Origin of the sequence: Streptomyces griseorubiginosus (assembly GCF_036345115.1) — a bacterium.
In the GTDB taxonomy this organism is placed as follows: Bacteria; Actinomycetota; Actinomycetes; order Streptomycetales; family Streptomycetaceae; genus Streptomyces; species Streptomyces griseorubiginosus_C.
In genome coordinates this window covers 8,131,960-8,155,651 of record NZ_CP107766.1, presented here as the reverse complement: position 1 = coordinate 8,155,651, position 23,692 = coordinate 8,131,960, and the positions used below count along the sequence as shown (strand labels likewise).

At 71.5% G+C, this 23,692-nt stretch carries 24 protein-coding genes; 13 read left to right on the top strand and 11 right to left on the bottom strand.

The genetic code is table 11. From position 1 onward, the window contains the following. The first annotated feature begins 21 nt into the window (after positions 1 to 21). Positions 22 to 879 carry a DMT family transporter gene (locus OHN19_RS36860; RefSeq protein WP_330268333.1) on the top strand — a complete coding sequence of 286 codons (858 nt, stop codon included), beginning with the start codon at positions 22 to 24 and terminating at the stop codon, positions 877 to 879. 95 nt (positions 880 to 974) lie between these two features. On the opposite strand, the gene OHN19_RS36855 is transcribed toward OHN19_RS36860, so the two are convergent. Then, the gene (locus OHN19_RS36855; RefSeq protein ID WP_330268332.1) at positions 975 to 1,730 is read right to left on the bottom strand and encodes an acyltransferase; all 756 of its coding nucleotides are present in this window, start codon (positions 1,728 to 1,730) and stop codon (positions 975 to 977) included. A gap of 106 nt (positions 1,731 to 1,836) precedes the next feature. Here OHN19_RS36855 and OHN19_RS36850 point away from each other — a divergent pair, with 106 nt between their 5' ends. Then, positions 1,837 to 2,370 carry a gamma carbonic anhydrase family protein gene (locus tag OHN19_RS36850; RefSeq protein ID WP_330268331.1) on the top strand — a complete coding sequence of 178 codons (534 nt, stop codon included), beginning with the start codon at positions 1,837 to 1,839 and terminating at the stop codon, positions 2,368 to 2,370. Between the two features lie 3 nt (positions 2,371 to 2,373). On the opposite strand, the gene OHN19_RS36845 is transcribed toward OHN19_RS36850, so the two are convergent. Together OHN19_RS36845 and OHN19_RS36840 are read right to left on the bottom strand one after the other, a co-directional pair. Continuing rightward, positions 2,374 to 3,036 (bottom strand): DedA family protein, encoded by a 663-nt coding sequence (locus tag OHN19_RS36845; RefSeq protein WP_330268330.1) that lies wholly within the window; start codon positions 3,034 to 3,036, stop codon positions 2,374 to 2,376. Positions 3,037 to 3,205: 169 nt separating this feature from the next. Further along, on the bottom strand, positions 3,206 to 5,140 hold the full coding sequence (locus OHN19_RS36840) for an RICIN domain-containing protein (RefSeq protein ID WP_330268329.1): 1,935 nt from the start codon (positions 5,138 to 5,140) through the stop codon (positions 3,206 to 3,208). Positions 5,141 to 5,516: 376 nt separating this feature from the next. Between OHN19_RS36840 and galU the strand changes: the two genes are divergently transcribed. Continuing rightward, positions 5,517 to 6,494 carry a UTP--glucose-1-phosphate uridylyltransferase GalU gene (gene galU, locus OHN19_RS36835; protein WP_330268328.1) on the top strand — a complete coding sequence of 326 codons (978 nt, stop codon included), beginning with the start codon at positions 5,517 to 5,519 and terminating at the stop codon, positions 6,492 to 6,494. Positions 6,495 to 6,537: 43 nt separating this feature from the next. Here galU and OHN19_RS36830 read toward each other — a convergent pair whose 3' ends face one another. Further along, the gene (locus OHN19_RS36830; protein WP_330269791.1) at positions 6,538 to 6,975 is read right to left on the bottom strand and encodes a DUF4442 domain-containing protein; all 438 of its coding nucleotides are present in this window, start codon (positions 6,973 to 6,975) and stop codon (positions 6,538 to 6,540) included. 142 nt (positions 6,976 to 7,117) lie between these two features. On the opposite strand from OHN19_RS36830, the gene OHN19_RS36825 reads away from it, so the two are divergent. Continuing rightward, positions 7,118 to 8,416 carry an MFS transporter gene (locus tag OHN19_RS36825; RefSeq protein ID WP_330268327.1) on the top strand — a complete coding sequence of 433 codons (1,299 nt, stop codon included), beginning with the start codon at positions 7,118 to 7,120 and terminating at the stop codon, positions 8,414 to 8,416. Here the strand turns inward: OHN19_RS36825 and OHN19_RS36820 are convergent. After that, entirely contained in the window at positions 8,378 to 9,223 is an 846-nt protein-coding gene (locus tag OHN19_RS36820; protein WP_330268326.1) for a fused MFS/spermidine synthase, read from the bottom strand. The genes OHN19_RS36825 and OHN19_RS36820 overlap by 39 nt on opposite strands. A 110-nt stretch (positions 9,224 to 9,333) precedes the next feature. Beyond that, entirely contained in the window at positions 9,334 to 10,503 is a 1,170-nt protein-coding gene (gene tuf / locus OHN19_RS36815) for an elongation factor Tu (protein ID WP_330268325.1), read from the bottom strand. Positions 10,504 to 10,831: 328 nt separating this feature from the next. Between tuf and OHN19_RS36810 the strand changes: the two genes are divergently transcribed. Continuing rightward, on the top strand, positions 10,832 to 11,596 hold the full coding sequence (locus OHN19_RS36810) for a TVP38/TMEM64 family protein (RefSeq protein WP_330268324.1): 765 nt from the start codon (positions 10,832 to 10,834) through the stop codon (positions 11,594 to 11,596). Positions 11,597 to 11,676: 80 nt separating this feature from the next. Here OHN19_RS36810 and OHN19_RS36805 read toward each other — a convergent pair whose 3' ends face one another. Further along, positions 11,677 to 12,846, bottom strand: coding sequence for a thiolase family protein (locus tag OHN19_RS36805; RefSeq protein ID WP_330268323.1), 1,170 nt, complete (start codon positions 12,844 to 12,846; stop codon positions 11,677 to 11,679). 92 nt (positions 12,847 to 12,938) lie between these two features. Between OHN19_RS36805 and OHN19_RS36800 the strand changes: the two genes are divergently transcribed. The 6 genes from OHN19_RS36800 (at position 12,939) to lnt (ending at position 18,165) form a co-directional block, all read left to right on the top strand. Then, entirely contained in the window at positions 12,939 to 13,409 is a 471-nt protein-coding gene (locus OHN19_RS36800) for a helix-turn-helix domain-containing protein (protein WP_330268322.1), read from the top strand. Between the two features lie 123 nt (positions 13,410 to 13,532). Next, a complete protein-coding gene (locus OHN19_RS36795; protein ID WP_330268321.1) occupies positions 13,533 to 14,408 on the top strand; it encodes an undecaprenyl-diphosphate phosphatase in 876 nt (291 codons plus the stop codon). Between the two features lie 115 nt (positions 14,409 to 14,523). Then, positions 14,524 to 14,703 carry a hypothetical protein gene (locus OHN19_RS36790; protein ID WP_123759363.1) on the top strand — a complete coding sequence of 60 codons (180 nt, stop codon included), beginning with the start codon at positions 14,524 to 14,526 and terminating at the stop codon, positions 14,701 to 14,703. A gap of 102 nt (positions 14,704 to 14,805) precedes the next feature. After that, positions 14,806 to 15,978 carry an FAD-dependent monooxygenase gene (locus tag OHN19_RS36785; protein ID WP_330268320.1) on the top strand — a complete coding sequence of 391 codons (1,173 nt, stop codon included), beginning with the start codon at positions 14,806 to 14,808 and terminating at the stop codon, positions 15,976 to 15,978. A 79-nt stretch (positions 15,979 to 16,057) separates the two neighbouring features. Beyond that, positions 16,058 to 16,537 carry a nuclear transport factor 2 family protein gene (locus tag OHN19_RS36780; protein WP_330268319.1) on the top strand — a complete coding sequence of 160 codons (480 nt, stop codon included), beginning with the start codon at positions 16,058 to 16,060 and terminating at the stop codon, positions 16,535 to 16,537. A gap of 62 nt (positions 16,538 to 16,599) precedes the next feature. Then, the gene (lnt, locus tag OHN19_RS36775) at positions 16,600 to 18,165 is read left to right on the top strand and encodes an apolipoprotein N-acyltransferase (protein ID WP_330268318.1); all 1,566 of its coding nucleotides are present in this window, start codon (positions 16,600 to 16,602) and stop codon (positions 18,163 to 18,165) included. Here lnt and OHN19_RS36770 read toward each other — a convergent pair. Then, positions 18,089 to 18,994 carry a Gfo/Idh/MocA family oxidoreductase gene (locus OHN19_RS36770; RefSeq protein ID WP_330268317.1) on the bottom strand — a complete coding sequence of 302 codons (906 nt, stop codon included), beginning with the start codon at positions 18,992 to 18,994 and terminating at the stop codon, positions 18,089 to 18,091. The genes lnt and OHN19_RS36770 overlap by 77 nt on opposite strands. A 100-nt stretch (positions 18,995 to 19,094) precedes the next feature. On the opposite strand from OHN19_RS36770, the gene OHN19_RS36765 reads away from it, so the two are divergent. Both OHN19_RS36765 and OHN19_RS36760 read left to right on the top strand, forming a co-directional pair. Continuing rightward, positions 19,095 to 19,607: a DinB family protein gene (locus OHN19_RS36765; protein ID WP_330268316.1), complete on the top strand. Its 513-nt coding sequence runs from the start codon at positions 19,095 to 19,097 to the stop codon at positions 19,605 to 19,607. A 198-nt stretch (positions 19,608 to 19,805) separates the two neighbouring features. Next, on the top strand, positions 19,806 to 20,297 hold the full coding sequence (locus OHN19_RS36760) for a hypothetical protein (protein ID WP_330268315.1): 492 nt from the start codon (positions 19,806 to 19,808) through the stop codon (positions 20,295 to 20,297). A gap of 49 nt (positions 20,298 to 20,346) precedes the next feature. Here OHN19_RS36760 and OHN19_RS36755 read toward each other — a convergent pair whose 3' ends face one another. From OHN19_RS36755 to OHN19_RS36745, 3 genes are all read right to left on the bottom strand, one after another. After that, on the bottom strand, positions 20,347 to 20,868 hold the full coding sequence (locus tag OHN19_RS36755; protein ID WP_330268314.1) for a hypothetical protein: 522 nt from the start codon (positions 20,866 to 20,868) through the stop codon (positions 20,347 to 20,349). Positions 20,869 to 21,169: 301 nt separating this feature from the next. Continuing rightward, positions 21,170 to 21,853, bottom strand: a complete 684-nt coding sequence (locus OHN19_RS36750; RefSeq protein WP_330268313.1) for a uracil-DNA glycosylase — start codon at positions 21,851 to 21,853, stop codon at positions 21,170 to 21,172. Between the two features lie 91 nt (positions 21,854 to 21,944). Then, positions 21,945 to 23,525: an ABC transporter substrate-binding protein gene (locus tag OHN19_RS36745; RefSeq protein ID WP_330268312.1), complete on the bottom strand. Its 1,581-nt coding sequence runs from the start codon at positions 23,523 to 23,525 to the stop codon at positions 21,945 to 21,947. Positions 23,526 to 23,692: the final 167 nt, after the last annotated feature.

Here is a 23,692-nt window from a genome sequence, read left to right as displayed (position 1 = left end):
AACTGTACTGCGAGGCACCCCGTGACGGCATTCTTCGCCCTGGCCACCAGCCTGCTGTGGGGGCTGGCCGACTTCGGCGGCGGCGTGCTGACCCGACGGCTCCCGGCGCTCACGGTGGTGGTCGTGTCGCAGGGGATCGCGGCGGCCGTCCTCGGGGCGATCGTGGTGGCGACGGGCGGCTGGAGCGGGGCTGGACCGCGCCTCTGGTTCGCCTTCGCCGCGGGTCTGGCGGGACCCGTCGCCCTGATCTGCTTCTACAAGGCGCTCGCCCTGGGCCCGATGGGGGTCGTCTCCCCGCTGGGCACGTTGAGCGTGGCGGTCCCGGTCGGCGTCGGCCTCTTCCTCGGCGAACGGCCCGGGATGGTGCAGGCCGCGGGGATCGCGGTCGCCGTCACGGGAGTGGTCCTCGCGGGCGGACCCCAGCTGCGCGGCGCCCCGGTACAACGCCAGGCCATCGTCCTGACCCTGATCGCGGCCCTCGGCTTCGGCACGGTGTTCGCCCTGATCGCGGAGGCGTCCACGACCGTCACCAGCCTGTTCCTGGCCCTGTTCGTGCAGCGCCTGGTCAATGTGGGCATCGGCGGGGCGGCCCTGTACGTCTCGGTGAGGCGCGGCACCCCCGCCCTCCCGCCGACCGGCTTCCCCTGGCACTCCCTCCCCGCCCTGGCCTTCGTCGGCCTGGCGGACGTCGCGGCCAACGGCACCTACGCGATAGCCGCCCGACACGGCCCGATCACGGTCGCCGCGGTCCTGGCCTCCCTCTACCCGGTGGTGACGGCCCTGGCAGCCCGCGGCCTCCTGAACGAACGCCTGAGAACCCTTCAGGCAGCGGGGGCGGGTCTTGCCTTGGTGGGCACCGTGCTCCTGGCGACGGGGTAGTACTGCAACCCCCTAAGGGGCGCGGGGAACTGCGCGACCAGCCCCCACTCACCCGCAGTCGCCCGACAACCGGTTCCGGCACCCTGGTAGGCGCCTCAGTCCAGCTCCGCCAACCTCGCCACAGCCTCCTCGTCCAACCCCGCCAACGCGTTCAACTCATCCGCGGTAGCCCCCGGAGGGATCGGTACCGGCGCCGGAGTCCGCAGCGGCGGCTGCCACCCCTCCCCCTCCGTCCATCGCCGTACGACCCGGGCCGGCGCCCCCGCCACCACGGCGTGGTCCGGCACCACACCCCGGACCACGGCCCCGGCGGCGACCACGACGTTCCGTCCGATCCGCGCGCCGGGAAGGATCACCGCCCCGGTCCCGATCCAGCACCCCGGCCCGATCTCCACCGGCTCCATCCGCGGCCACTGCTTGCCGATGGGCTCGTGGGGATCGTCGTACGAGTGATTCGTCGAGGTGACGTACACATAGGGCCCGAAGTAGCAGTCGCTGCCGATGGTCACCGTGGTGTCGGCGATGACATGGCTGCCGCGCCCCAGCACGACCCCGTCGCCGATGCGCAGGATGGGCTCCGGGCCGAGGTCGAGGTCGGGCATGAGACCCGCGGTCAGGGTGACCTGCTCGCCGACGATGCAGTGGGAGCCGACATGGATCCAGGGCTCGCCGAAGACCGTGCCGAGCGGGAAGGCCAGCCGGCTGTGCGCACCCAGCGCGCCGAAGCGGAAGCCTCCCGGACGCTCGGCGGTGACGGAGCCGGTGCGCTGCACCCAGGCCCAGCCCGCGTGGACGGCACGCTGGACGAGGCGGCCCCGCCAGGATGAGAACGTGTTCTTGCTCTTCGGCACGAGCTCACCGTACTGAGCACAGGGCGCCCGGATGAGAGGCGGGGCTTGTGATCTTCGCCCCACCGGGTGGCGTACGGTTCGGGATATCCCGAAACCAGGAGGCGAAATGGCGCACAAGGCTTTGATCACGGGCATCGGCGGAAGGGAACCGGCGATCGACGAAGCGGCCTTCGTGGCGCCCACCGCTTCGGTGATCGGGGACGTGACGCTCGAGGCGGGGGCCAGCCTCTGGTACGGCGCGGTGGCCCGCGGCGACGTAGAACGCATCTCAGTCGGCGCCCGGAGCAACATCCAGGACAACTGCACGCTGCACGCCGACCCCGGCTTCCCGGTGACGATCGGCGAGCGCGTCTCCGTCGGCCACAACGCGGTCGTGCACGGCGCGACGGTCGAGGACGACTGCCTGATCGGCATGGGCGCGACCGTGCTGAACGGCGCGGTGATCGGCGCGGGTTCCCTGGTGGCGGCCCAGGCGCTGGTGCCGCAGGGCATGCGGGTGCCGCCCGGTTCACTGGTGGCGGGCGTGCCCGCGAAGGTCCGGCGGGAGCTGACGGAGGAGGAGCGTCAGGGGGTCACCCTGAACGGCACGCTGTACGCGGATCTGGCCAAGGCGCACCACGAGGTGCACGAGACGCCGTGAGGATCAGTCGGCGGCCGGGACGGTCTCCGGCTCGGCCGCCCGCTTCTGGGCCGCCGCCGTCGCCGTGGCCTTGGCCGCCTTGCGCTTGAGCACGAGCATCGAGGTGAGCCCGATCAGCACCGCCAGCACCAGCCCGAGCCATGAGAACTTCTTCAGCCAGGACTCGGCGACGATGCCGACGTAGTAGATGACGGCGGTCGTGCCGCCCGCCCAGACGATCCCGCCGAGCACGTTGGCGATCAGGAACTTCCAGTACGGCATCCGCAGCACACCGGCGAGCGGTCCGGCGAAGATCCGCAGCAGGGCGACGAAGCGGCCGAAGAACACCGCCCACATGCCCCACTTCTCGAAGGACCGCTCCGCCGTGGCGACATGGCCCTCGCTGAAGTGCTTCGGGAACTTGTTGCCGAGCCAGGCGAGCAGGGGTCGTCCGCCCTTGCGTCCGATCGCGTACCCGATGGAGTCACCGACCACCGCCCCGACGCTGGCGCACGCGCCGAGCACCACGGGGTTGATGCCCGCGTGCTGCGAGGAGAGCAGCGCGGCGGAGACCAGGATGATCTCGCCGGGGAGCGGAATGCCCAGGCTTTCCAGGCCGATGACCAGGCCCACCAGGGCGTAGACGGCGGCCGGGGGCACGGTGTCGAGCCATTCCTGGACGTGCAACGCCGGTTCCTCCTGAGTCACGTTCCGGCACGCGCCACGTTCCGGCGCGCGCCGTGGCAGCCTACCGGGTCACGTGAACCGCCGTCCGGAGCAACGGCTCACCGGACCTCGGCGCGCACCCGCCGGGGCCGCCTCCGGCAGGGCGGCCCCGGTGCCGGTGTCGCGTGCGCTACGGCAGCGCGTCCCGCACGGCCGAGGTGACGGCTGCCGGCCCCGACGAGAGGGGTGCCGTCACCGACGTCACGGTGTCCACGACCGCACCGACCGCGGCCTCCGCCCCGGCGGCCGCCGCCCCCGAACCGGATTCGCCGCCGACGTCGGAGCGGGGCCCGGAGTCGCTGTCGTCGACCTGCGCCACGCGGGTCTCGTAGTGACCCGGAGGCGTGCCCTGCTGGTCCGAAGGGGGTGCCTGGTCCTGGTCGGGCCCCTTGTCGGGGTGCCCGTCGGCGCCGGGGGGCGTGGCGAGAGGCGGAGCGAGCGGCTCCGCGTCCGGCCCCAACGGCTTCCCGTCCGGGCCCACCGGCTTCCCGTCCGGACCGACGGAGGGACCGCCCGTCTCCGCGTCCTTCGGCGGCCGGGTCTCCTGCCCCGTGGGCGCGCTCCCGTCGGCGAACTCCAGGGCCCACCGCTGCTTCTTCGAGCCGTCCCGTTCGGTGACGACCACGGTGTCGCCCTTGCCCGGCGCGACCAGCAGCCCCTTGCCCCGGCGCAGCAGCAGTTCGCCGCGCACGGTGAGGTCGTAGTGCACCTCGCCCACCTGCCCCTGGCAGTCCGCGACCACGACGGACCCCTTCCCGGCGTCCGAGTCGAGGCAGAGCCTCGGGTCGGCGGCACTGCGCAGCAGGCCGTCGTCCTGGTACGACCACTGCTGGGACCCGGCGGTGGAGCATGCGGCGAGCACGGCCTCGACGCCGTCGGCGGTCCGGCCGTCGGGGGTGTCGAGGCACAGCCCGGCGTCGATGCTGCGGAGCCGGCCGTGGCCGACCTCGACGGGATCGCCCACGGAGGCGGGGGACGGGGAGCCGGCGGAGCGCGAGTTCTCCACGGGGCTCGGCCGCACGGTGTTTCCGGTCGCCGCGCCCCAGGTGACGTTGGACGTGGGCACGCCGTCGTCGGACCAGCCCTTGGCCACGAGCACCGTCGCCAGCAGGGCGAGGGAGGTCAGCCCGGCGCCCACGAGCACGGTCTTGGTGTGGCGGCGCGGCGGACCCCCGTTCGCGGGGCGGTGGCGTCCGCCGGGCCGGGGGCGGGCCGCGCCGTGCAGCGCGGGGGCCGGGCGGTCGGCGGCGCGGGCGGGCCGGGATTCGAGATAGCGGTGGGCGCCCCAGCCGAGCATCGTCTCGGCGAGCAGCACCTCCAGACCGCCCTCGAAATGGCTGAGCTGTTCGGCGGCATGACGGCAGTACCGGCACTCCGACAGATGTTTACGGACATCGGGCAGAAGGTCTCCGCCCCGGCGAATCGGGACATCCAGGAGACGGTTGTAGAAACGGCATTCACTGGTGGGCGCGAGTTCCCGGTGGGCGCGGACGCAACCGGCGCGGAATTGCTCGCGCGCCTGCTCCAGGGCGGCGGCCGCACGGGCCGTGTCCACGCCCAGCAGACCGGCCGGTACGGATATGGGTTCGGCCTCGACCTCGGCATGCCACAACAGGCATTGGGAGGCCCCGGGAAGAGCCCGGAATGCGCGTTCGGCGAGTTGCCTCCTTTCCGGGGTGACGGACCTCGCCGCGCGTAGACCACGGCCACCGATCGTCTTGCGGAGTTCCGGCAGTACGGCGGAGATATCGTCGTCCGCGGCCCACTCCTTGACGAACTCCCTCACCGCTACGAGAAGTTGGGGACGCAGTGCGCCCTGACCCGGTCGGCTCAGCACCCGGTCGAAAGCCGCGGCGGCCGCCATGGAGGCCGAAGGCGACCAGGAGGCAAGACAGATGACCGAGTACGCGTAGGTCGCCTGCCAGTGCCGCGCCATCAACAGCGCGACGGCGTGACCGTCCGTGCTCTTCTCACCGAGCCGGGCCAGAAGAGTGCGGTCGGACTCTCCCGGGCTCGATCCGGGGCGTGGGGGGTAAGGGGGTCGGGGCGGGTGAGCGGATTGCACGGGACCAATTCCTTCCAAGCCGCAGGACGGCATGGAATATGCGCGTCCCCGGAAAGCAGGTGCCTGATTGGTGCGTACCTATGCCGCGTCAGAAAGCGACTCGGCCGTCGGAGGGGCGCTCACCTTCGCACAATTGATGCAGGCGTAACAAGAAGTTCGAGTGACCCATGTTCAAAAAGAGGCCGCTTCAGAAAAGTTACCGCGGGTATCCGCACCCGTTTTCGAAAACAAGTGGGGCGTCGGCCTCAAGTTGTGTACATCGCCGGATCCTTGGCACACGAAATCTCCAAGTCCCCAAAGCCTCCACGCACGGTCCACAGGGAGCTCCCAGGCCGCTCCGGGTGCGCTCTCATCCCGGTACCGCAGCATGATCCGCATGATCGTCCCCCACCCGACCACCACGCCCCCGCCCACTACGGCCGCCCCCACCGCCCCCACCGCCCGCGCGGTCCGCAAGGCGGTCGTCCCGGCCGCCGGGCTCGGCACCCGGTTCCTGCCGGCGACCAAGGCAACACCCAAGGAGATGCTCCCGGTCGTCGACAAGCCGGCCATCCAGTACGTCGTCGAGGAGGCCGCGGCGGCCGGGCTCGACGACGTACTGATGGTCACCGGCCGCCACAAGCGGGCCATCGAGGACCACTTCGACAACGCCTTCGAGCTGGAGCAGGCCCTCGCGGCCAAGGGCGACGCGATACGCCTGGACGCGGTGCGCGACCCGGCCCGTCTCGCCAACATCCACCACATCCGCCAGGGCGAGCCGCTCGGCCTCGGCCACGCGGTGCTCTGCGCCCGCCGGCACGTCGGCGACCAGCCCTTCGCCGTCCTGCTCGGGGACGACCTGATCGACCCGCGCGAGACGCTGCTCAGCACGATGCTCGACGTCCGCGCGCGGTACGCCGGGAGTGTGGTCGCGCTCATGGAGGTGCCTCGCGAGCAGATCCGGCTCTACGGCTGTGCCGCCGTGGAGCCGACGGCCGAGGAGGGACTGGTGCGGGTGACCGGGCTCGTGGAGAAGCCGTCCCCCGACACCGCGCCCAGCGCCTACGCGGTCATCGGCCGCTATGTCCTGGACCCGGCGGTCTTCGACGTCCTGGAGCGCACCCCGCCGGGCCGCGGCGGCGAGATCCAGCTCACCGACGCCCTCCAGACCCTCGCGACCACCGGCACGGTCCACGGCGTCGTCTTCGACGGCCTGCGCTACGACACCGGCGACAAGGCGGACTACCTCCGCACCGTGGTCCGCCTGGCCTGCGCCCGCGACGACCTGGGCCCGGGGTTCATCGCCTGGCTGAAGGAGTTCGCGGCCGGGCTGGAGGACGGCGAAGGGGTCCGACGCAGGCGGACGGCGGCCTGAGCGAGGGGTACAGGAGACCCCGCGCTCATCCGCCGGACGGGGCTCAGCCGTTGGGCCGCAGGGTCCACACCACCGTCATCTCACCGGTGACCGCCCCGTCCGCGCGGCGGATCTCGATCGTGACCGGGAACTCGGGGCGCTGCCCGGCGTCCAGTTCGGCGACGACCTCCTCGGCCGGGCGCCCCAGGGTCGCCGTGGCCGTCACCGCGCCCATCGCGAGCTTGCGGTAGGCGATCTCCGCGTTGACGGCGAGCGGTACCGCGCGCGAGAGCTGGTCGCCGAACGCGGCCAGGACGACGGCCCCGCTGGCCGACTCGGCGAGCGTGAACATCGCCCCGGCGTGCGGTCCGCCGACATGGTTGTGGAACTCGCCCTGGTCGGGGAGGGCCACCACGACCTTCTCCGGGCCGGTCTCCAGGAACTCGAGGTTCAGGGTCCGCACCATGGGCACGGTGGCGGCGAGCATCTCGCCGACGGACATCTGGTCTGCGCTCATGCCGCGATGTTACCCATGGGTAGCCATCGCGGACAGCGCCGGTCCCCGTGATCGCCGTCTCTTCTCCTCCGGCCTCCGGCCCGCAAAAGGTTTGGCAAGGCGGGCCCCCGGCGGCGATAGTCGGCCGGTGACCCCCTCCGCCGACTCCTCCCGCACCCGCGGTCCCGCCTGGGCGAGCCGCAACTACGGCCTGCTGACCGTCGCCGCGTTCGTGACGAACCTCGGCAGCAACGGCGCCCTGATCGCCGCCGCGTTCGCCGTACTGGAGGCGGGCGGCGACGGCGGCGACGTGGGCCTGGTGGCCGCCGCCCGCACCCTCCCTCTGGTGGTGTTCCTGCTGATCGGCGGCGCGGTCGCGGACCGGCTGCCCCGGCACCGCGTGATGGTTGCGGCCAACACCCTCAACTGCCTCTCCCAGGGCGCGTTCGCCGTCCTGGTCCTGGCCGGCGAGCCCCGGCTGTGGCAGATGATGCTGCTGACCGCGCTCGGCGGCACCGGGCAGGCGTTCTTCAGCCCGGCGGCCGAGGGCATGCTGCTGTCCTCGGTGAGCGGCGAACAGGCCGGCCGCGCCTTCGCGGTGTTCCGGATGGCGATGCAGGGCGCGGCACTGGGCGGTGCCGCGCTCGGCGGCGCGATGGTCGCCGCGGTCGGCCCGGGCTGGGTCCTCGCGGCCGACGCCGTCGCTTTCGCGCTCGCGGGTTCCCTGCGTTCCTTCCTCGACGTCAGTCACATCCCGGCCCGCGAGCCGGGCACGGGCATGCTCGCCGACCTGCGCGACGGCTGGCGCGAGGTCGCGGGGCGGCCGTGGCTGTGGGGCATCGTCCTCCAGTTCTCCGTCGCCAACGCCGTCCTGGGCGCGGCCGACGCGGTCTACGGGCCGCTCGTCGCCCGGGACCACCTGGGCGGGGCGGGCCCGTGGGGCGTGGCGCTCGGCTTCTTCGGCGCGGGCACGGTCGTCGGCGCCCTCCTGATGACCCGCTGGAAGCCGCGGCGGCTGCTGTTCGTCGGCATCCTGTGCGTGTTCCCGCTGGCGCTGCCCTCCGCCGCGCTGGCCGTACCGGTTTCGGTGCCCCTGCTGTGCACGGCGATGTTCGTGGCGGGCGCGACCGTCGAGGTGTTCGGCGTCTCCTGGATGACCGCCCTGCACCAGGAGATACCCGAGGACAAGCTCTCCCGTGTCTCGGCCTACGACTGGTTCGGCTCGGTCGCCCTCATGCCGCTTGCGGCGGCGCTGGCCGGCCCGGCGGAGTCGGCGTTCGGACGCACCGCGGCCCTGTGGGGCTGCTCGGGCCTGATCGCGGCGGTCACCGCGGCCGTGCTGTGCGTACCGGACGTCCGCGACCTGCGCCGGAACACCAAGCAGGTCACCCAGGTCACGCCCAGCGACTCAGCCGATGCCGAACGCCCCGTCGGGGGGCTCGGGTGAGGCCACGGCGTCCGCGTCCGGCACCGGCCGCGCCCCCACCATGAACGTCCGCAGCCCGTCCCCGTGTTCGACCCGCGCGGGAAAGGCGTCGGCCGCCGTACGCCGTGCCAGCGCCGCGGTGTCGAACGGCCGGCGCGCGGCGACGAGCACCGCGTTCCCGAACCGCCGCCCCCGCAGCACCGCGGGCTCGGCGATCAGCACGAGCTCCTCGAAGACCTCGGCGAAATTGGCGAGTTGGGACCGCAGGAACGCGAAGGGCGCGGAGTCGGCGAGGTTCGCGAGATAGACCCCGTCGCCCCGGAGCACCCGCGCGGCCTCACGGGCGTACTCCAGGGACGTCAGCTGCGCGGGAACCCGCGACCCGCCGAAGACGTCGGCGACGAGCACGTCGGCGGAGTCGGCCGAAGCCTTTTCCAGCCACCTCCGGGCGTCGGCGGCGTGCACCGCGATTCCCGCTCCGTCCGGAAGCGGCAGCTGCTCGACGACCAGTTCCAGCAGCCCCCGGTCGAACTCGACGACGTCCTGCCGCGACCCCGGCCGGGTGGCCGCCAGATACCGCGGGAGCGTCATCGCACCCCCACCGAGGTGCACGACGTCCAGCGCCCGCCCCGTCTCCCCGACGAGGTCCAGCACGTGCCCGAGCCGCCGGGCGTACTCGAACTCCAGATGGGTGGGCTCATCGAGGTCCACGTACGACTGCGGAGCCCCGTCCACGGTCAGCAACCAGGCCCGCTCCCGATCGACATCGGGCATGAGCTTGGCGAAACCAAAGTCGGTGGCCTTGGCGACCGGTATCGAATCATCCACGCGTCCAGTGTGCCGACTCAGGGGCGCGGGGCTGTATCGATCTGCGGCTCCGCCGCGCGGGCGCGACCAGCCACAACCGGCCCGCAGCCCCCCACGCACACCAGCCACCCCTACGAGACGGCGGTCACGGTCCCCGCCCCCACGGTCCGCCCACCCTCACGGATGGCGAACCCGAGACCCGCCTCGAGCGGCACGTCCCGACCCAGCTCCACGGTCATGACGACCCGCTCCCCGGGCCGCGCGACGGCGACCTCACCGAGGTCGACGTCCCCCACCACATCCGCCGTACGGATGTAGAACTGCGGCCGGTACCCGGTGGAGACGGGCGTCGTACGTCCGCCCTCCCGCGCAGACAGCACATACACCTGCGCGGTGAAGCGACGACTCGGCACCACACTGCCCGGCGCGGCCACGACATGCCCACGGCGTACGGCGTCCCGCGGAACGCCCCGCAGCAGCAGCGCCACGTTGTCCCCGGCCTGCGCCTCCTCCATGGGCTTGCCGAAGGTCTCGACCCCGGTCACCACCGTCTCCACGGCGGCCCCGAGCACTTCGACCCGGTCACCCACCCGCACGGTGCCCCGCTCGATCGCCCCGGTCACCACGGTCCCCCGGCCGGTGATGGTCAGCACGTTCTCGACGGGCAGCAGGAACGGCGCGTCCACATACCGCTCCGGCATCGGGACGTACGTGTCCACCGCGTCGAGCAGCGCCTCAATCGACGCCGTCCAACGCGGGTCCCCCTCCAGGGCCTTGAGCCCCGAGACCCGTACGACGGGCACGGCGTCGCCGCCGTAGCCGTGCGCGGTGAGCAGTTCACGGACCTCCAGCTCGACGAGCTCGACCAGCTCCTCGTCGGCGCCGTCCGCCTTGTTGAGGGCGACCACGATGTGGTCGACGCCCACCTGCCGGGCGAGCAGCACGTGTTCGGCGGTCTGCGGCATGATCCCGTCGAGCGCGGAGACGACGAGGATCGCCCCGTCGAGCTGCGCGGCCCCGGTGACCATGTTCTTGACGTAGTCGGCGTGGCCCGGCATGTCGACGTGCGCGTAGTGCCGGGTGTCGGTCTCGTACTCGACGTGCGCGATGTTGATGGTGATGCCGCGCGCGGCCTCCTCCGGGGCCCGGTCGATGCGGTCGAACGGCACGAAGGTGCCGCTGCCGCGCTCGGCGAGGACCTTGGTGATGGCGGCGGTCAGGGTGGTCTTGCCGTGGTCGACGTGACCCATCGTGCCGATGTTCAGGTGCGGCTTGGTGCGCACGTAAGCGGTTTTGGACATGGCGATACCTCGAAGCCTCTTCGTGTTCGTGGAAGAACGGGGACCCCGAGGACTCGCCGACCCTCCCCCTGCGGGGTCCGCCGGACTGTCCGGGAAGGGTCAGCTTCGGGCGCCGTCGGCGGCGGCCGGGAAAACGGGAACGGCAGCCTTCGGCGCATCCGCGACTGCGGATGCTGCGAGAGCGAAGGCGTACCGGAACATGACGCAGATCATGTCCGATGCGTCGTCCCACGTCGAACGGTTTTTTACGGCCTCCCGTCGCCGTTCGTCCGCACAACCGACGGCATCCGTACGGCGATCACCCCTCCGTGTCGGTTACCGTCACTGGATGCTCGATGCCACCACCCGCTCTGGGGGCACCGCCACGGCCACTCCCCCGGCCATCGCCACGGAGCTCGCCCTCCCCGTCCCCGCTCCGGTGGGTCTCACCGCCCGCTGCACGAGAGTGCTGCTGTCGCCGTGGTCCCGGCTCTCCCTGCTGGTCGCCCTGCTCGCGGGCGCCGCCACCACGGTTCTGCTCTTCGAGCCGCAGAGGCTGCTCTCGGACGGCTGGCCGCCCCAGCTCGGCGGGATCGCGGCCGCGGTCGTGTTCGGGGTGGCGTACGGGCTGTGCACGGTCGCGTTCGTGCCGCGCCCGCTGTTGAACCTCGCCGCGGGCGCGCTCTTCGGATCGCAGCTCGGGCTCGCCTCGGCGCTCGCCGGTACGGTGCTCGGGGCGGGGCTCGCCTTCGGTCTCGGCCGGGTGCTCGGGCAGGACGCGCTGCGGCCGCTGTTGCGGGGGCGGTGGCTTAAGGCCGCGGACGGGCAGCTCAGCCGGCACGGGTTCCGGTCGATGCTGGCGGCCCGGCTGTTTCCCGGGGTGCCGTTCTGGGCGGCGAACTACTGCGCCGCGGTGTCCCGGATGGGATACGTGCCGTTCCTGGCCGCGACGGCGCTCGGGTCGATACCGAACACCGCCGCGTACGTCGTGGCGGGCGCGCGGGCTTCGGCGCCCACGTCACCGGCGTTTCTGATCGCCATGGCGGCGATTGCCCTGCCGGGGCTTGCGGGGGTCGTGGTGGCCTGGCGCAAGCGGCACGCGTTGCGCGGCTGAGACTGCCTCGCACGGCCGTCCGGCGAGTGCGGCGGCGTCGTGGCTGGTCGCGCAGTTCCCCGCGCCTCTAAGGGCGCTGATCAGACCCTCTCCAGGATCATCGCGTTGGCCAGGCCGCCCGCCTCGCACATGGTCTGGAGCCCGTAGCGCGCCCCTCGCTCCCGCATCGCGTGCACCAGCGTCGTCGTCAGGCGGGTGCCGCTCGCGCCCAGGGGGTGCCCCAGCGCGATCGCGCCCCCGTGCACGTTCACCTTGGCCAGGTCCGCTCCCGTCTCCTGCTGCCAGGCCAGGACCACGCTGGAGAAGGCCTCGTTGACCTCGAAGAGGTCGATGTCGTCGATGGTGAGGTTCGCGCGGCGCAGGACCTTCTCCGTGGCCGGGACGACTCCGGTGAGCATGAGGATCGGGTCGGAGCCGGTGACGGCGAAGCTGTGGAGCCGGGCCAGGGGGCGCAGGCCCAGACGTTCGGCGGTCTCGCCGGACATGATCAGGACCGCCGAGGCGCCGTCGTTGATCGGGCTCGCGTTGCCCGCCGTGACGCTCCAGTCGATCTGGGGGAAGCGTTCGGCGAAGTTCGGGTCGTGGTAGGCGGGCTTGAGGCCGGCGAGGATCTCGGGGGTGCTGCCCGGGCGGACGCACTCGTCGCGGGAGACACCGTCCAGGGGCGCCACCTCGGCGTCGAAGAGGCCCTTCTCCCAGGCCGCGGCGGCCTTGTGGTGGGAGGAGACGGCGAAGGTGTCCATCTGCTCGCGGGTGATCGACCACTTGGCGGCGATGAGCTCCGCGCTGATGCCCTGGGGGACCAGGCCCTCCTTGTAGCGCTCGGCGATCCCGGGGCCGAAGGGGTCCTTGCCCTCGGGGACGTTCGACCACATCGGCACCCGGCTCATCGACTCGACCCCGCAGGCCACGACGATGTCGTACGCGCCCGCGATCACGCCCTGGGCGGCGAAGTGCACGGCCTGCTGGGAGGAACCGCACTGCCGGTCCACGGTGGTCGCCGGGACGGTCTCCGGGAAGCCGGCCGACAGGGCCGCGTAGCGGGTGGTGTTCATGGCCTGTTCGCCGACCTGGTCGACGGTGCCGCCGATGACGTCGTCGATGAGCGCCGGGTCGACGCCGGAGCGCTCCACGAGGGTGCGCAGGGTGTGGGCGAGGAGTTCGACGGGGTGCACGTGTGCGAGGGCGCCGTTCGGCTTGCCCTTGCCGATGGGAGTGCGTACGGCTTCGACGATCACTGCGTCACGCATGCTGGGCCCTCCACGGCTACCAGTGAGTAGGAAATCCAAACTCACCATAGCGCGGTGAGTTGGAAAAACAAACCCTCCCCTAGACTGGGCGCATGGCCGCCACCAAGGACCCGCGACCCTGCTCGATCGCCGACGCCCTGACGCTCGTCGGTGAGAAGTACTCCCTGCTCGTGTTGCGGGAGGTCTGCCTGGGCAACGGCCGCTTCGACCAGCTCGTCCGCAACATCGGGGCCCCGCGCGACATCCTGGCCACCCGGCTGCGCCGGCTCGTGGACGCCGGGATCCTGACCAAGCGGGTCTACAGCGAGCGGCCGCAGCGCTTCGAGTACCGGCCCACGCAGGCGGGTCTGGAACTGGAGCCGGTGCTGCTGACCCTCATGGCGTGGGGCGACCGGCACCTGCGCGGGGAGGACGACCGGCCCATGGTCGTCGAGCACAGCTGCGGCCACGAACTGCTGCCGGTGGTCTGCTGCTCGGTCTGCGGGAGCGTGGTGGCCCACGAGGACCTGACGTCCCATCCGCAGGCCCCCGGCTGGACGGTGAGCGGGCCGACGGCCGCCTGACCGCCCCTGTGCCGGAGCCGTCACCGCGGGACGCTACGCTGCCCTCGCACCCCGATCACCGCTCCCGGTGATGTGGCGCGCCCGACTCCCCTCACACGACCAGCACTTGGACGCCGTAACTTCATGTCTTGGTTCGAATCACTCATCCTCGGACTCGTCCAGGGGCTGACCGAGTTCCTTCCCGTCTCCTCCAGCGCGCACCTGCGCCTGACCGCGGCCTTCTCGGGCTGGAAGGACCCCGGGGCGGCCTTCACCGCGATCACGCAGATCGGCACCGAGGCCGCCGTGCTGATCTACTTCCGCAAGGACATCGGGCGGATCATCTCGACGTGGAGCCGCTCCCTGGTGAACAAGGAGCTGCGGAGCGACCACGATGCCCAGATGGGCTGGCTGGTGATCGTGGGCTCGATCCCGATCGGTGTGCTGGGGCTGTTGTTCAAGGACCAGATCGAGGGGCCGTTCCGCGATCTGCGCATCACCGCCACGATGTTGATCGTCGTCGGCATCGTGATCGGCGTCGCCGACCGGCTCGCGGCGCGGGACGAGACCGGGGGCAAGCACCGGGCGCCCAAGCAGCGCAAGGGACTTGAGGACCTCGGCGTCAAGGACGGTCTGATCTACGGCTTCTGCCAGTCCATGGCCCTCATCCCCGGTGTCTCCCGCTCCGGCGCGACCATCAGCGGCGGCCTCTTCATGGGCTACAAGCGCGAGTCCGCGGCGCGTTACTCCTTCCTCCTCGCCATCCCGGCCGTCCTCGCCTCCGGTCTCTTCGAGCTGAAGGACGCGATGGAGAGCGACCACGTCTCGTGGGGCCCCACGATCTTCGCCACGGTGATCGCCTTCGCGACGGGATACGCCGTCATCGCGTGGTTCATGAAGTGGATCTCCCACAAGAGCTTCATGCCCTTCGTCTGGTACCGCATCGCCCTCGGCATCGTCATCATCGCCCTGGTCACGGCGGGCGTTCTGAGCCCTCACGCGGCGGAGTCGGCGGGCTGAGGCGCACGGGGACCGAACATCTCCCTCGCAGCCCTTGGTTCCCGTGACGCATCGCATACGTTCTGCGTAGCCGTCCGGTAGCGGACTGTCAGTTCTTGCGCCTAGGCTGGTGCGCATGTCCCCCGATTCCGTGACCCCTGGTTCCGTGCGGTCCGCTGCTGAGGTGAACGAGCAGATCCGCGCGCTCTGGATGCGCGCCGGCGGCACGCTGTCGTCCCAGGAGCGCGCGGAGTACGAGCTGTTGGTGGTCGAGTGGGCGGCCGCCATCCGCGCCGACATCATCGAAGCGGCCTGAACCGGGCCGCACCCAGGCCGAAACACGGTGTACGGCCCCGGAGTTCCCTCGGATACCCTGCCCGGACCCAGCCTCGAGTCCCCCTCGAAGTGAGGTCCCGCCATGAGAGCGATCGTCGTGGGCGCCGGCATCGGAGGACTGACCGCGACACTGAGCCTGCGCCGGGCCGGCCATGACGTGACGCTCGTCGAGCAGTCGCGGCGGCTCACCGAGATCGGCGCCGGCATCCAGCTCGCCCCCAACGCCACCCGCGTACTGCGCCGGTTGGACGTCCTCGACGCCGTCGCGCGGCAGTCCACCCGCCCCGCCCACGTGAGCTTCCGCACCTGGTCCGACGGTTCCGAGATCTGCCGTTACGTCATCGGCCGTGCGGCGGAGGAGGAGTTCGGGGCGCCGTACCTCCAGGTCCACCGCGCCGATCTCCAACAGGCCCTCGTCGCCGCCGTACCGCCCGGATCGCTGCGCCTGGGCACCGCAGTCGTGGGGATCGACCAGGACGACAGGTCGGCCCGGGTGACCACGGCGGCCGGTGAACACCTGGACGCCGACCTCGTCGTGGCCGCCGACGGCATCCGCTCCGCCGCCCGCCAGCGGCTCTTCGGCGCGGACGAGGCGCTGTTCTCGCACACCGCCGCCTACCGGGCCCTGCTCCCCGCCGCCGAGGTCGCCGACCTGGACCTGCCGGAGTACGCCGGCTGGCTCGGACCGGGACGGCACGTCGTCCACTACTGGCTGCGCCGCGGCGAACTCCTCAACGTCGTCGCCGTGTTCGTGACCGACCGGGCGGCCCAGGAGTCGTGGACCGCGCAGGCGGAACCCGGCGAGCAGCTGCGTACCTTCGCCGGCTGGGACCCGCGCCTGCTGACCGTCCTCGAACGCGCGGGCCAGGTCTTCCGCTACGGCATCCACACCCGCGCCCCGCTCGCCCGCTGGCACCTCGGCCGGGTCACCCTGCTCGGCGACAGCGCCCACGCCATGGTGCCGTTCCAGGCCCAGGGCGCCGCCCAGGCCGTCATGGACGCGGCCGTCCTCGGCGACTGCCTCACCGGCGCGGCACCCGACGACGTCCCCGACGCCCTCGACCGGTACGTCCGCAGACGGGTCCCGGCCGCCACGGCCGTGCAGGCCAGTTCCGCCCGCGCGGGCCACGACTACCACCTGCCCGACGGCCCCGAGGCGGACGCCCGCAACGCCCGCCTGGTCGCCCTCGCGGCCGAGAACAGATTCGGCCCGCACTCGGCCGCCTGGCCGGTGGACGTCCTGGCCGACCGCTGACCCAGGTCCACCGCGCCGCCCCTCCGAATGTCCCCGCACGCCCCTAGCCGCCGCTCGTCCCATGCCCAACACTGAGCCGATGACGCAGCGTGTGGAGCTCGCGACCGTGATGGACCGGCTGGCCGTGGACGCACTCGTCACCGACTACGCCGTGGCAGTGGACGACGGCGACTGGGAGGCGTACCGAGGACTCTTCACCTCAGACGGACGGGCCGACTACCGCTCCGCGGGCGGGGTCGAAGGAGACGCGCACGACGTCGCCGCATGGCTCGCGGACAGCATGGGGCTGTTCTCGATGCGGCAGCACCTGATCGTCAACCGCCGCGTCCGCTTCGGCACCCTCGACCAGGACACCGGCGACACGGCCCGCGTCCAGGCCGACTACATCAACCCGATGCGCCTCGCCGGCACGAACGCCACCGCCCCGGACTTCGTCTGCGGCGGCCGCTACGCCTTCGCCCTCACCCGCACCGACGAGGGCTGGCGGCTGCGCGAGGTCGTCGTACAGGAGAAATGGCGGCGTCTGCCCGACCCGCGGCCGGCACCTGTGATCAACTGAGACGCCCGCCGGGTGGTCAACCCCACGATCACCGATGACACTCACGGGGTAGGAGGCGCCGTATGAAGACGTTCGGCCACTGGCTCGCCTCCCCGTGGCGGCGCACGACCGTCGCCGTGCTGGCGGGCGCCCTCCCCCTCCTCGCGTTCCCCGCCCCCTCCCTGTGGTGGTTCGCCTACGTCGCCCTCGTTCCGTGGATCGCGCTGATCCGCTCGGCTCCGACGGCGAAACGGGCGGCCTACGACGGCTGGGCCGGCGGTTTCGGCTTCATGGTGGGGATGCACCACTGGCTGCTGCCGAGCCTGAGCGTGTTCATCTTCGTCATCGGCGCCCTGCTGGGCGCGCTGTGGGCCCCGTGGGGCGCGCTGGTCCGGCACTTCCTGGCCGGGACGCCCTCACGCGGCCGGACCGCCGCCGCCCTCGTCGTGCTGCCGTCGGGCTGGCTCGGCATCGAACTCGTCCGCTCCTGGCAGGGCCTCGGCGGCCCGTGGGGCGTCCTCGGCGCCAGTCAGTGGGAGGTCGGACCGGCGCTCAGGCTGGCCTCGGTCGGCGGGGTGTGGCTGATCAGCTTCCTGATCGTGGCCGTCAACGTCTGTGTCGCCGTCCTGGTGACGATCCGTGCGTCCCGGGTCCCCGCCGTGGCGGGCCTGGTCGCGACGGCCGCCGTGACCTCGGCGGCCTGGGTGGGGGCGCCGCGCCCCGACACCGGCGGCGGCACCCGGATCGCGGTCGTCCAGCCCGGTGTCATCAGCGGCCCCGACCAGCGCTTCGCCCGCGAGGAGCAGTTGACCCGCGACCTCGCCGGGCAGGACGTCGACCTGGTCGTCTGGGGCGAGAGCAGTGTCGGCTTCGACCTCGGGGACCGCCCCGACCTGGCGCAGCGGATCGCGGCGCTCTCCCAGGAGACCGGCGCCGACATCCTGGTCAACGTGGACGCCCGCCGCTCCGACAAGCCCGGCATCTACAAGAGTTCGGTGCTCGTCGGCCCCGACGGGCTCACCGGCGACCGCTACGACAAGATGCGCCTCGTCCCCTTCGGCGAGTACATCCCGGCCCGCTCGCTGCTCGGCTGGGCCACCTCGGTCGGCAAGGCGGCCGGCGAGAACCGCAGGCACGGCTCCCAGCAGGTCGTGATGGACGTCGGCCACGATCTGAAGGTCGGCCCGATGGTGTGCTTCGAGTCGGCGTTCCCCGACATGAGCCGCCATCTCGCGGAGGACGGCGCCCAGGTGCTGATCGCCCAGTCGGCGACCTCGTCCTTCCAGAACAGCTGGGCCCCCGAACAGCACGCCTCGCTCGCCGCCCTGCGCGCCGCCGAGACGGGCCGCCCCATGGTCCACTCGACCCTGACCGGGGTCTCCGCCGTCTACGACGCGAGCGGCCGGCGCGTCGGCCGGTGGGTCGGCACCGACGCCAGCACCTCGCGCGTCTACGACGTACCGCTGGCCACCGGCACCACGCCGTACGTCCGCTTCGGCGACTGGACCGTGCACGCGGCCCTGCTGGTCCTCCTGGCGTGGTGCGCCACCGACGGGCTGCGCACGCTCCGGCTCAGGCGGAGCGCTCCTGAACCGCGTGTACCACCCGCTCGCACATCTCATGGGTCGCCAGCGCGTCCCGGGCGCTGAGCACCTTTCCCGCGCGCACGGCGTCGAGGAAGGCGAACACCGCCTGCTCGATGCCGCGCTGCCGGGCCACCGGCACCCAGTCGCCGCGCCGCCGCACGGTCGGCTGGCCCTTGTGGTCGATCACCTCGGCGAGGTTGAGCACCTGCCGCTTGGTGTCCTGCCCGGACACCTCCAGGATCTCCTCGGCCGAACCGCTGAGCCGGTTCATCACGCCGAGCGCGGTGAAGCCGTCCCCCGCGAGCTGGAGCACGACGTGGTGCAGCAGCCCGTCCTGCACGCGTGCGCGTACCGTCACGTCGTCGACCGGACCGGGCACCAGGAAGCGCAGGGTGTCGACGACGTGGATGAAGTCGTCGAGGATCATCCGGCGCGGCTCCTCCGGGAGCCCGATCCGGTTCTTCTGCATGAGGATCAGCTCGCGCGGGTGCTCGGCACACTGCGCGTACCCGGGCGCGAACCGCCGGTTGAACCCGACCGCCAGCGAGACGTTCCGCTCCTCGGCGAGTGCCACCAGCCGTGCCGAGTCGGCGAGTTCGTAGGCGAGCGGCTTGTCGACGTAGGTCGGTACGCCCGCCTCCAGGAGCCGCGTGACGATGTCGGGGTGGACGTTCGTCGGAGCGTGCACGAAGGCCGCGTCGAGGTCCTGGGCGAGCAGCGCGTCCAGGTCGGCGTGGCGCCGGGCGTCCGGGAGGTGCAGGGCGTCGGCGACCCGGGCGAGGGTGGCCGGTGTCCGGGTCTGGAGGTGCAGTTCGACCTCCGGCCGGCCGCCGAGCACCGGCAGATAGGCCTTCTGCGCGATGTCGCCGAGTCCGATGCAGCCGACCTTCACGTGGACTCCCCCAACGGTTGTCTGCCGACGTCTTGCCGGAAGCATACGGCGGCCCGGAAATCGTTGGTCGGCGCGGTTTCACCGGGAGAGGATTGCGGCCATGACGATCGAGCGCCGCGAACCCGCCACCACCGCCGACGAACGCAGCAGCCTGGAAGGCTGGCTGGACTACCACCGCACCACCCTCGCCCAGAAGTGCGAGGGACTGACCGACGCCCAGCTCAGGACCGCCTCCGTGCAGCCCTCGACGCTCTCCCTGATGGGCCTGGTGCGGCACATGGCGGAGGTGGAGCGCAACTGGTTCCGCCGGGTACTGGCCGACGAGGACGCGGGACCGATCTACTACAGCGAGGCCGACCCGGACGGCGAGTTCCATGTCACCGAGGCCGACACCTGGGAGGAGGCGTACGGCACCTGGCAGGCCGAGATCGGCAGGGCCCGGGAGAACACCGCTCGCTTCGGCCTGGACGACATCACCATGGGCAAGCACCGCCGGACCGGCGAGCGCTTCAACCTGCGCTGGCTCTACACGCACATGATCGAGGAGTACGCCCGCCACAACGGCCACGCCGACCTGCTCCGCGAGCGCATCGACGGTGCCACCGGCGAGTGAGGCCGACGCCGGGAGGCGAAGGCGTCAGCACCGGAGACGACGGGTGCCGTCAGCACCGGGAGGCATGAGCACGCCGTATGGGCACGGAGATCACCCGTGCGGGGCAACCTCCGCTTGTCCGCTGTCGCCCGGGACGCCCGAACCAGCAGAGTGACGCGGGTGCATCGAACCACGACTACCGCAACGCTCCTGGTCACCGTGGCTGTCTCGGCCCTCACCGGCTGTGTGACGATCCAGCGTCCACCGGTGACCGGGCCGCCGCCCACCCTGGCGCCTTCGCGGCTGCCGGGCCCGGGGGACGCCCGTCCGGACGGTCAGGCGGAGCCGCAGATCGTGCAGGCTCCGGCCCAGGAGGCCCTGTCCATGATCGAAGCGTCCCGGTCGGCGAAGCCGGCCGGAACCGCGCCACGCACCGCACCGGGGACGACTGCGGCCCCCGCACGACCGGAGCGCCACCAGCCGGACCACTCCCGTCCGGAACACCCCGCGCACCCGGCGCCTCCCGAGCGGCGGCACCCGGACGTACGCCATCCCCGGCAGCCGCGCGTGGAGATCCCGGACGTGGCCCGGTCGATCCCCAAGTCGGTCCCCAGGAGCCAGAAGGACGTCTGCGCGCTGGGCAGGAAGTACGGCCGCTGGCAGGAGGGCAGCCCCGAATCGGTCATCTGCGAGCAGACCTACGGCCGCTGAGGAACCGGGCGCGGTCGGTCGGGCTCCGGGTCGTCCGGTCGCCGGGGTGTCAGGGCCGCTGTCGCGGCGGCCCCCAGCCTCCGTCACCGGCCGCTCCCCCTTCGCCGAGCCGCAGCTCGAGTCTGCTGATCTCGGCCCGCACCCCGTCGCTGTAGCCGTCCTCGCCGAGGTGGGCCGAGGCCCTGCGGGCCCGGCGTACGTGCGAGCGGGCGGCGTCGGTACGGCCGAGGCGCACATAGTCCACGGCCAGATTCAGATGCAGCGCGGGATACAGGGCGCGTACGGCGAGCGCGCCCTCGTGACGGGTGAGGCGGTCGTCGGTGAGCTCCTCGGCGGCCGTCAGCGCCCTGAGATCCCAGGCGAGCTCGTCGCAGGGGTCGTCCTGGGCGTCGGCCATGTAGTGCGCGAGGGTGCAGCGGTGCAGCGGGTCGCCGTCCTCACCGAGCTCCGCCCACAGGGCCAGGAAGCGGTGCCGGGCCTCCTCGCGGTCCCCCGCGTGGCACAGCATGACGACCTGCCCGATCCGCGTCATCACGGCATCCGGCGCCGCCATCTCCTGTCGCTCCGTCAAAGCGTCCTCCGGCCTCGCTCGGCTGTGTCGCTGTCCCTTTCGACGCTAGGCCCTGGGCACCGGTTCACGTCGGCGACGCGTGGTCCGTTACGCCCATCTGCGACACGGCGACCACCGGCTCCGGCGGGATCGGCCGCGCCCACGGAGAGCCCGGGATCGCGTCACTCCCCACGGACCGGGCATCACCGCTCCCCCGAGCCGGCCCCCGTCCCCCGCTACGACCACCTCACCCGCCCACGGCCGAACACCCAATCAGCACCCCCCGGGCCGGTCCCCCGTCGCTTCGGCCCGCCGGCGGACGTCAGCCGAGGTTCGGGATCGTCCAGTCGATCGGGTCGTGGCCCTGCGCTGCGACCGCCTCGTTGATCTGGGTGAACGGGCGGGAGCCGAAGAACTTCTTGGCCGAGAGCGGGGAGGGGTGCGCGCCCTTGACCACCACGTGCCGGCTCTCGTCGATCAGGGGGAGCTTCTTCTGCGCGTAGTTGCCCCACAGCACGAACACCGCCGGGTCGGGCCGCTCGGCCACCGCCCGGATCACCGCGTCGGTGAACTTCTCCCAGCCCTTGCCCTTGTGGGAGTTGGCCTCACCGGAACGGACCGTGAGCACCGCGTTGAGCAGCAGGACGCCCTGCTGGGCCCACGGCATGAGGTAGCCGTTGTCCGGGATCTCCAGGCCCAGCTCCTCCTTCATCTCCTTGTAGATGTTCCGGAGGGACGGCGGGGTCTTGACGCCCGGGCGGACCGAGAAGCACAGCCCGTGTCCCTGGCCCTCGCCGTGGTAAGGGTCCTGGCCGAGGATCAGGACCTTCACCTGGTCGTAGGGCGTCGCGTCGAGCGCGGCGAAGACCTCCTCGCGGGGCGGGTAGACGGGACCCTTCGCCCGCTCGTCCTCGACGAACTCCGTCAGCTCCTTGAAGTACGGCTGCTGGAGCTCGTCACCCAGAACCCCGCGCCAGGACTCGGGCAGCATGGCGATGTCGGTCACGTCAATTCCTCACGATGTGCGGTCACTTGCAGGCTTCAGAACCTACAGGCGCCCACTGACAATCGCCGCCGCCCGTCCCGGAATCCGGGACCTACCAGCTGGTCTTCCAGTACAGCTCCCACATCGTCATCATGGTCGCCGGGTCGATGACCTTCTCGAGGCCCGCGATCTCCTCGTTCGCGGCCACGTACTGCTTGCCCTGCCACAGCGGCACCAGCCGTGCGTCGTTCACGAAGACCTGCTGGGCCTCCTCGATCTGCGGCCCCACGGCCCCGCGGTCGCTCTCCGCGCGGGACTCCGGCAGCAGCTTGCCGGTGATCTCGGGGGCGTCGTACGGGGTGCCCAGGGCGTTCTGCTTGCCCACGAAGGGGGCGATGAAGTTGTCGGCGTCGTGGAAGTCGGGGAACCAGCCGCGCCCGAACACCGGGTACTCGCCGTTCTGGTAGCCCTCGACGTAGGTCTTCCACGGGCGGCTCTTCAGAGTGATCCGGAACAGCCCGGAGGCCTCCAGCTGCTTCTTCAGCTCCTCGAAGGCGGGCTTGGTCGTCGAGCCGTAGCGGTCGCTGGTGTACCAGAGGGTCAGCGGGACGCGCTCGGTGATGCCCGCGTCCGTGAGGAGCTTCTTGGCCTTGGGCACGCTGGGGTCCCCGAAGTCGTCGAAGAAGCTGGTCGTGTGGCCGGTCAGTCCGGCCGGGACCATCGAGTACAGCGGTTCGACGGTGTCCTTGTAGACGTAGTGCACGAGCGCGGGACGGTCGACGATCTGGGCGACGGCCTTGCGGACGGCGGGCTTGGCGGACCACGGGTCGCTGGGGTTGAAGACCAGGTAACTGATCTCGGTGGTGGGGTTCTCGATGAGCTGGAGCCCCTCCTTCTGCTGGTTGACCTCGATGTCCACGGTGTCGGAGGCGCCGAGTCCGCGGTAGACGACCGCGATCTCCTTGTCCTTGAGAGCCTTGACCATCTCGTCGGACCGCGGGAAGTAGCGGATGGTGACGGCGTTGTTCTTGAGGTCCGCTATGCCCTTGTAGTTGTTGTTGCGGACGAGCTCGGCCTTCTCGCCCTCCTGGTAGGAGTCGAGGCTGTAGGGCCCGGAGCCGCTGATCTTGCCGTCCTTGCGGATCGCGGTCGCGGAGTACTCCTCGGGATCCACGATCGACATGGCGGGCGTGGTGAGCACCAGGGGGAAGGTGGCGTCGGGCTGGCTGAGGTGGAAGACGACCTCCCGGTCGCCCTTGACCTGCACACGGGACAGGGTGCCCAGAAGGCCCGCGGGGCCGCCGTTGACGTTGATCTTCTTGATCCGGTCGAACGAGTACTTGACGGCCTTGGCGTCCAGCGTGTGCCCGTTGGAGAACTCCAGCCCCTCGCGCAGCGTGCAGCTGTACTCGGTGCTCGACGAGTCGGTGAACTCGCAGTGCTCGGCGGCGTCGGGTTCGGGGTCGGAGCCGCCGGGCGAGTAGTTCAGGAGTGTCTGGTAGACGTTGCGGAACAGCTCCCAGGAGTTGTCCCAGGAGGCAGCCGGGTCCAGCGTGGCCGGGGCGCTGGTGGTTCCTACGACGATCGTCTTGCCGTCGTCGGAGGAGTCCGAGGAGAACACACCGCATCCGGCCACCGTGGAAAGGGACACGAGGGCCGCGAAAGGCGGCAGGTATCGGTTCCGCATGAACACGCGCTCGCTCCTCGAAATGCCGTGCCGAGAGTCGGCAAAACATACCGCAGGGCCACGCACACTCAACCGGTTCGTCCACAGGCGGCCTGATCATCTCATCGGTGATGACCCTGTGATGCCTATGTGCGGCTTTTGTGCGTCGACACGGGCGCCGTCGGTGTCAACGG

Bases quoted from the DNA above. Each gene is read 5' to 3' on its own strand.
- OHN19_RS36850 (WP_330268331.1), top strand. From the start codon at position 1,837: ATGGCGCACAAGGCTTTGATCACGGGCATCGGCGGAAGGGAACCGGCG.
- galU (WP_330268328.1), top strand. From the start codon at position 5,517: ATGATCGTCCCCCACCCGACCACCACGCCCCCGCCCACTACGGCCGCC.
- OHN19_RS36830 (WP_330269791.1), bottom strand. From the start codon at position 6,975: ATGTCCGTCGGCGAGATGCTCGCCGCCACCGTGCCCATGGTGCGGACC.
- tuf (WP_330268325.1), bottom strand. From the start codon at position 10,503: ATGTCCAAAACCGCTTACGTGCGCACCAAGCCGCACCTGAACATCGGC.
- OHN19_RS36810 (WP_330268324.1), top strand. From the start codon at position 10,832: ATGCTCGATGCCACCACCCGCTCTGGGGGCACCGCCACGGCCACTCCC.
- OHN19_RS36805 (WP_330268323.1), bottom strand. From the start codon at position 12,846: ATGCGTGACGCAGTGATCGTCGAAGCCGTACGCACTCCCATCGGCAAG.
- OHN19_RS36800 (WP_330268322.1), top strand. From the start codon at position 12,939: ATGGCCGCCACCAAGGACCCGCGACCCTGCTCGATCGCCGACGCCCTG.
- OHN19_RS36795 (WP_330268321.1), top strand. From the start codon at position 13,533: ATGTCTTGGTTCGAATCACTCATCCTCGGACTCGTCCAGGGGCTGACC.
- OHN19_RS36790 (WP_123759363.1), top strand. From the start codon at position 14,524: ATGTCCCCCGATTCCGTGACCCCTGGTTCCGTGCGGTCCGCTGCTGAG.
- OHN19_RS36785 (WP_330268320.1), top strand. From the start codon at position 14,806: ATGAGAGCGATCGTCGTGGGCGCCGGCATCGGAGGACTGACCGCGACA.
- OHN19_RS36780 (WP_330268319.1), top strand. From the start codon at position 16,058: ATGACGCAGCGTGTGGAGCTCGCGACCGTGATGGACCGGCTGGCCGTG.
- lnt (WP_330268318.1), top strand. From the start codon at position 16,600: ATGAAGACGTTCGGCCACTGGCTCGCCTCCCCGTGGCGGCGCACGACC.
- OHN19_RS36765 (WP_330268316.1), top strand. From the start codon at position 19,095: ATGACGATCGAGCGCCGCGAACCCGCCACCACCGCCGACGAACGCAGC.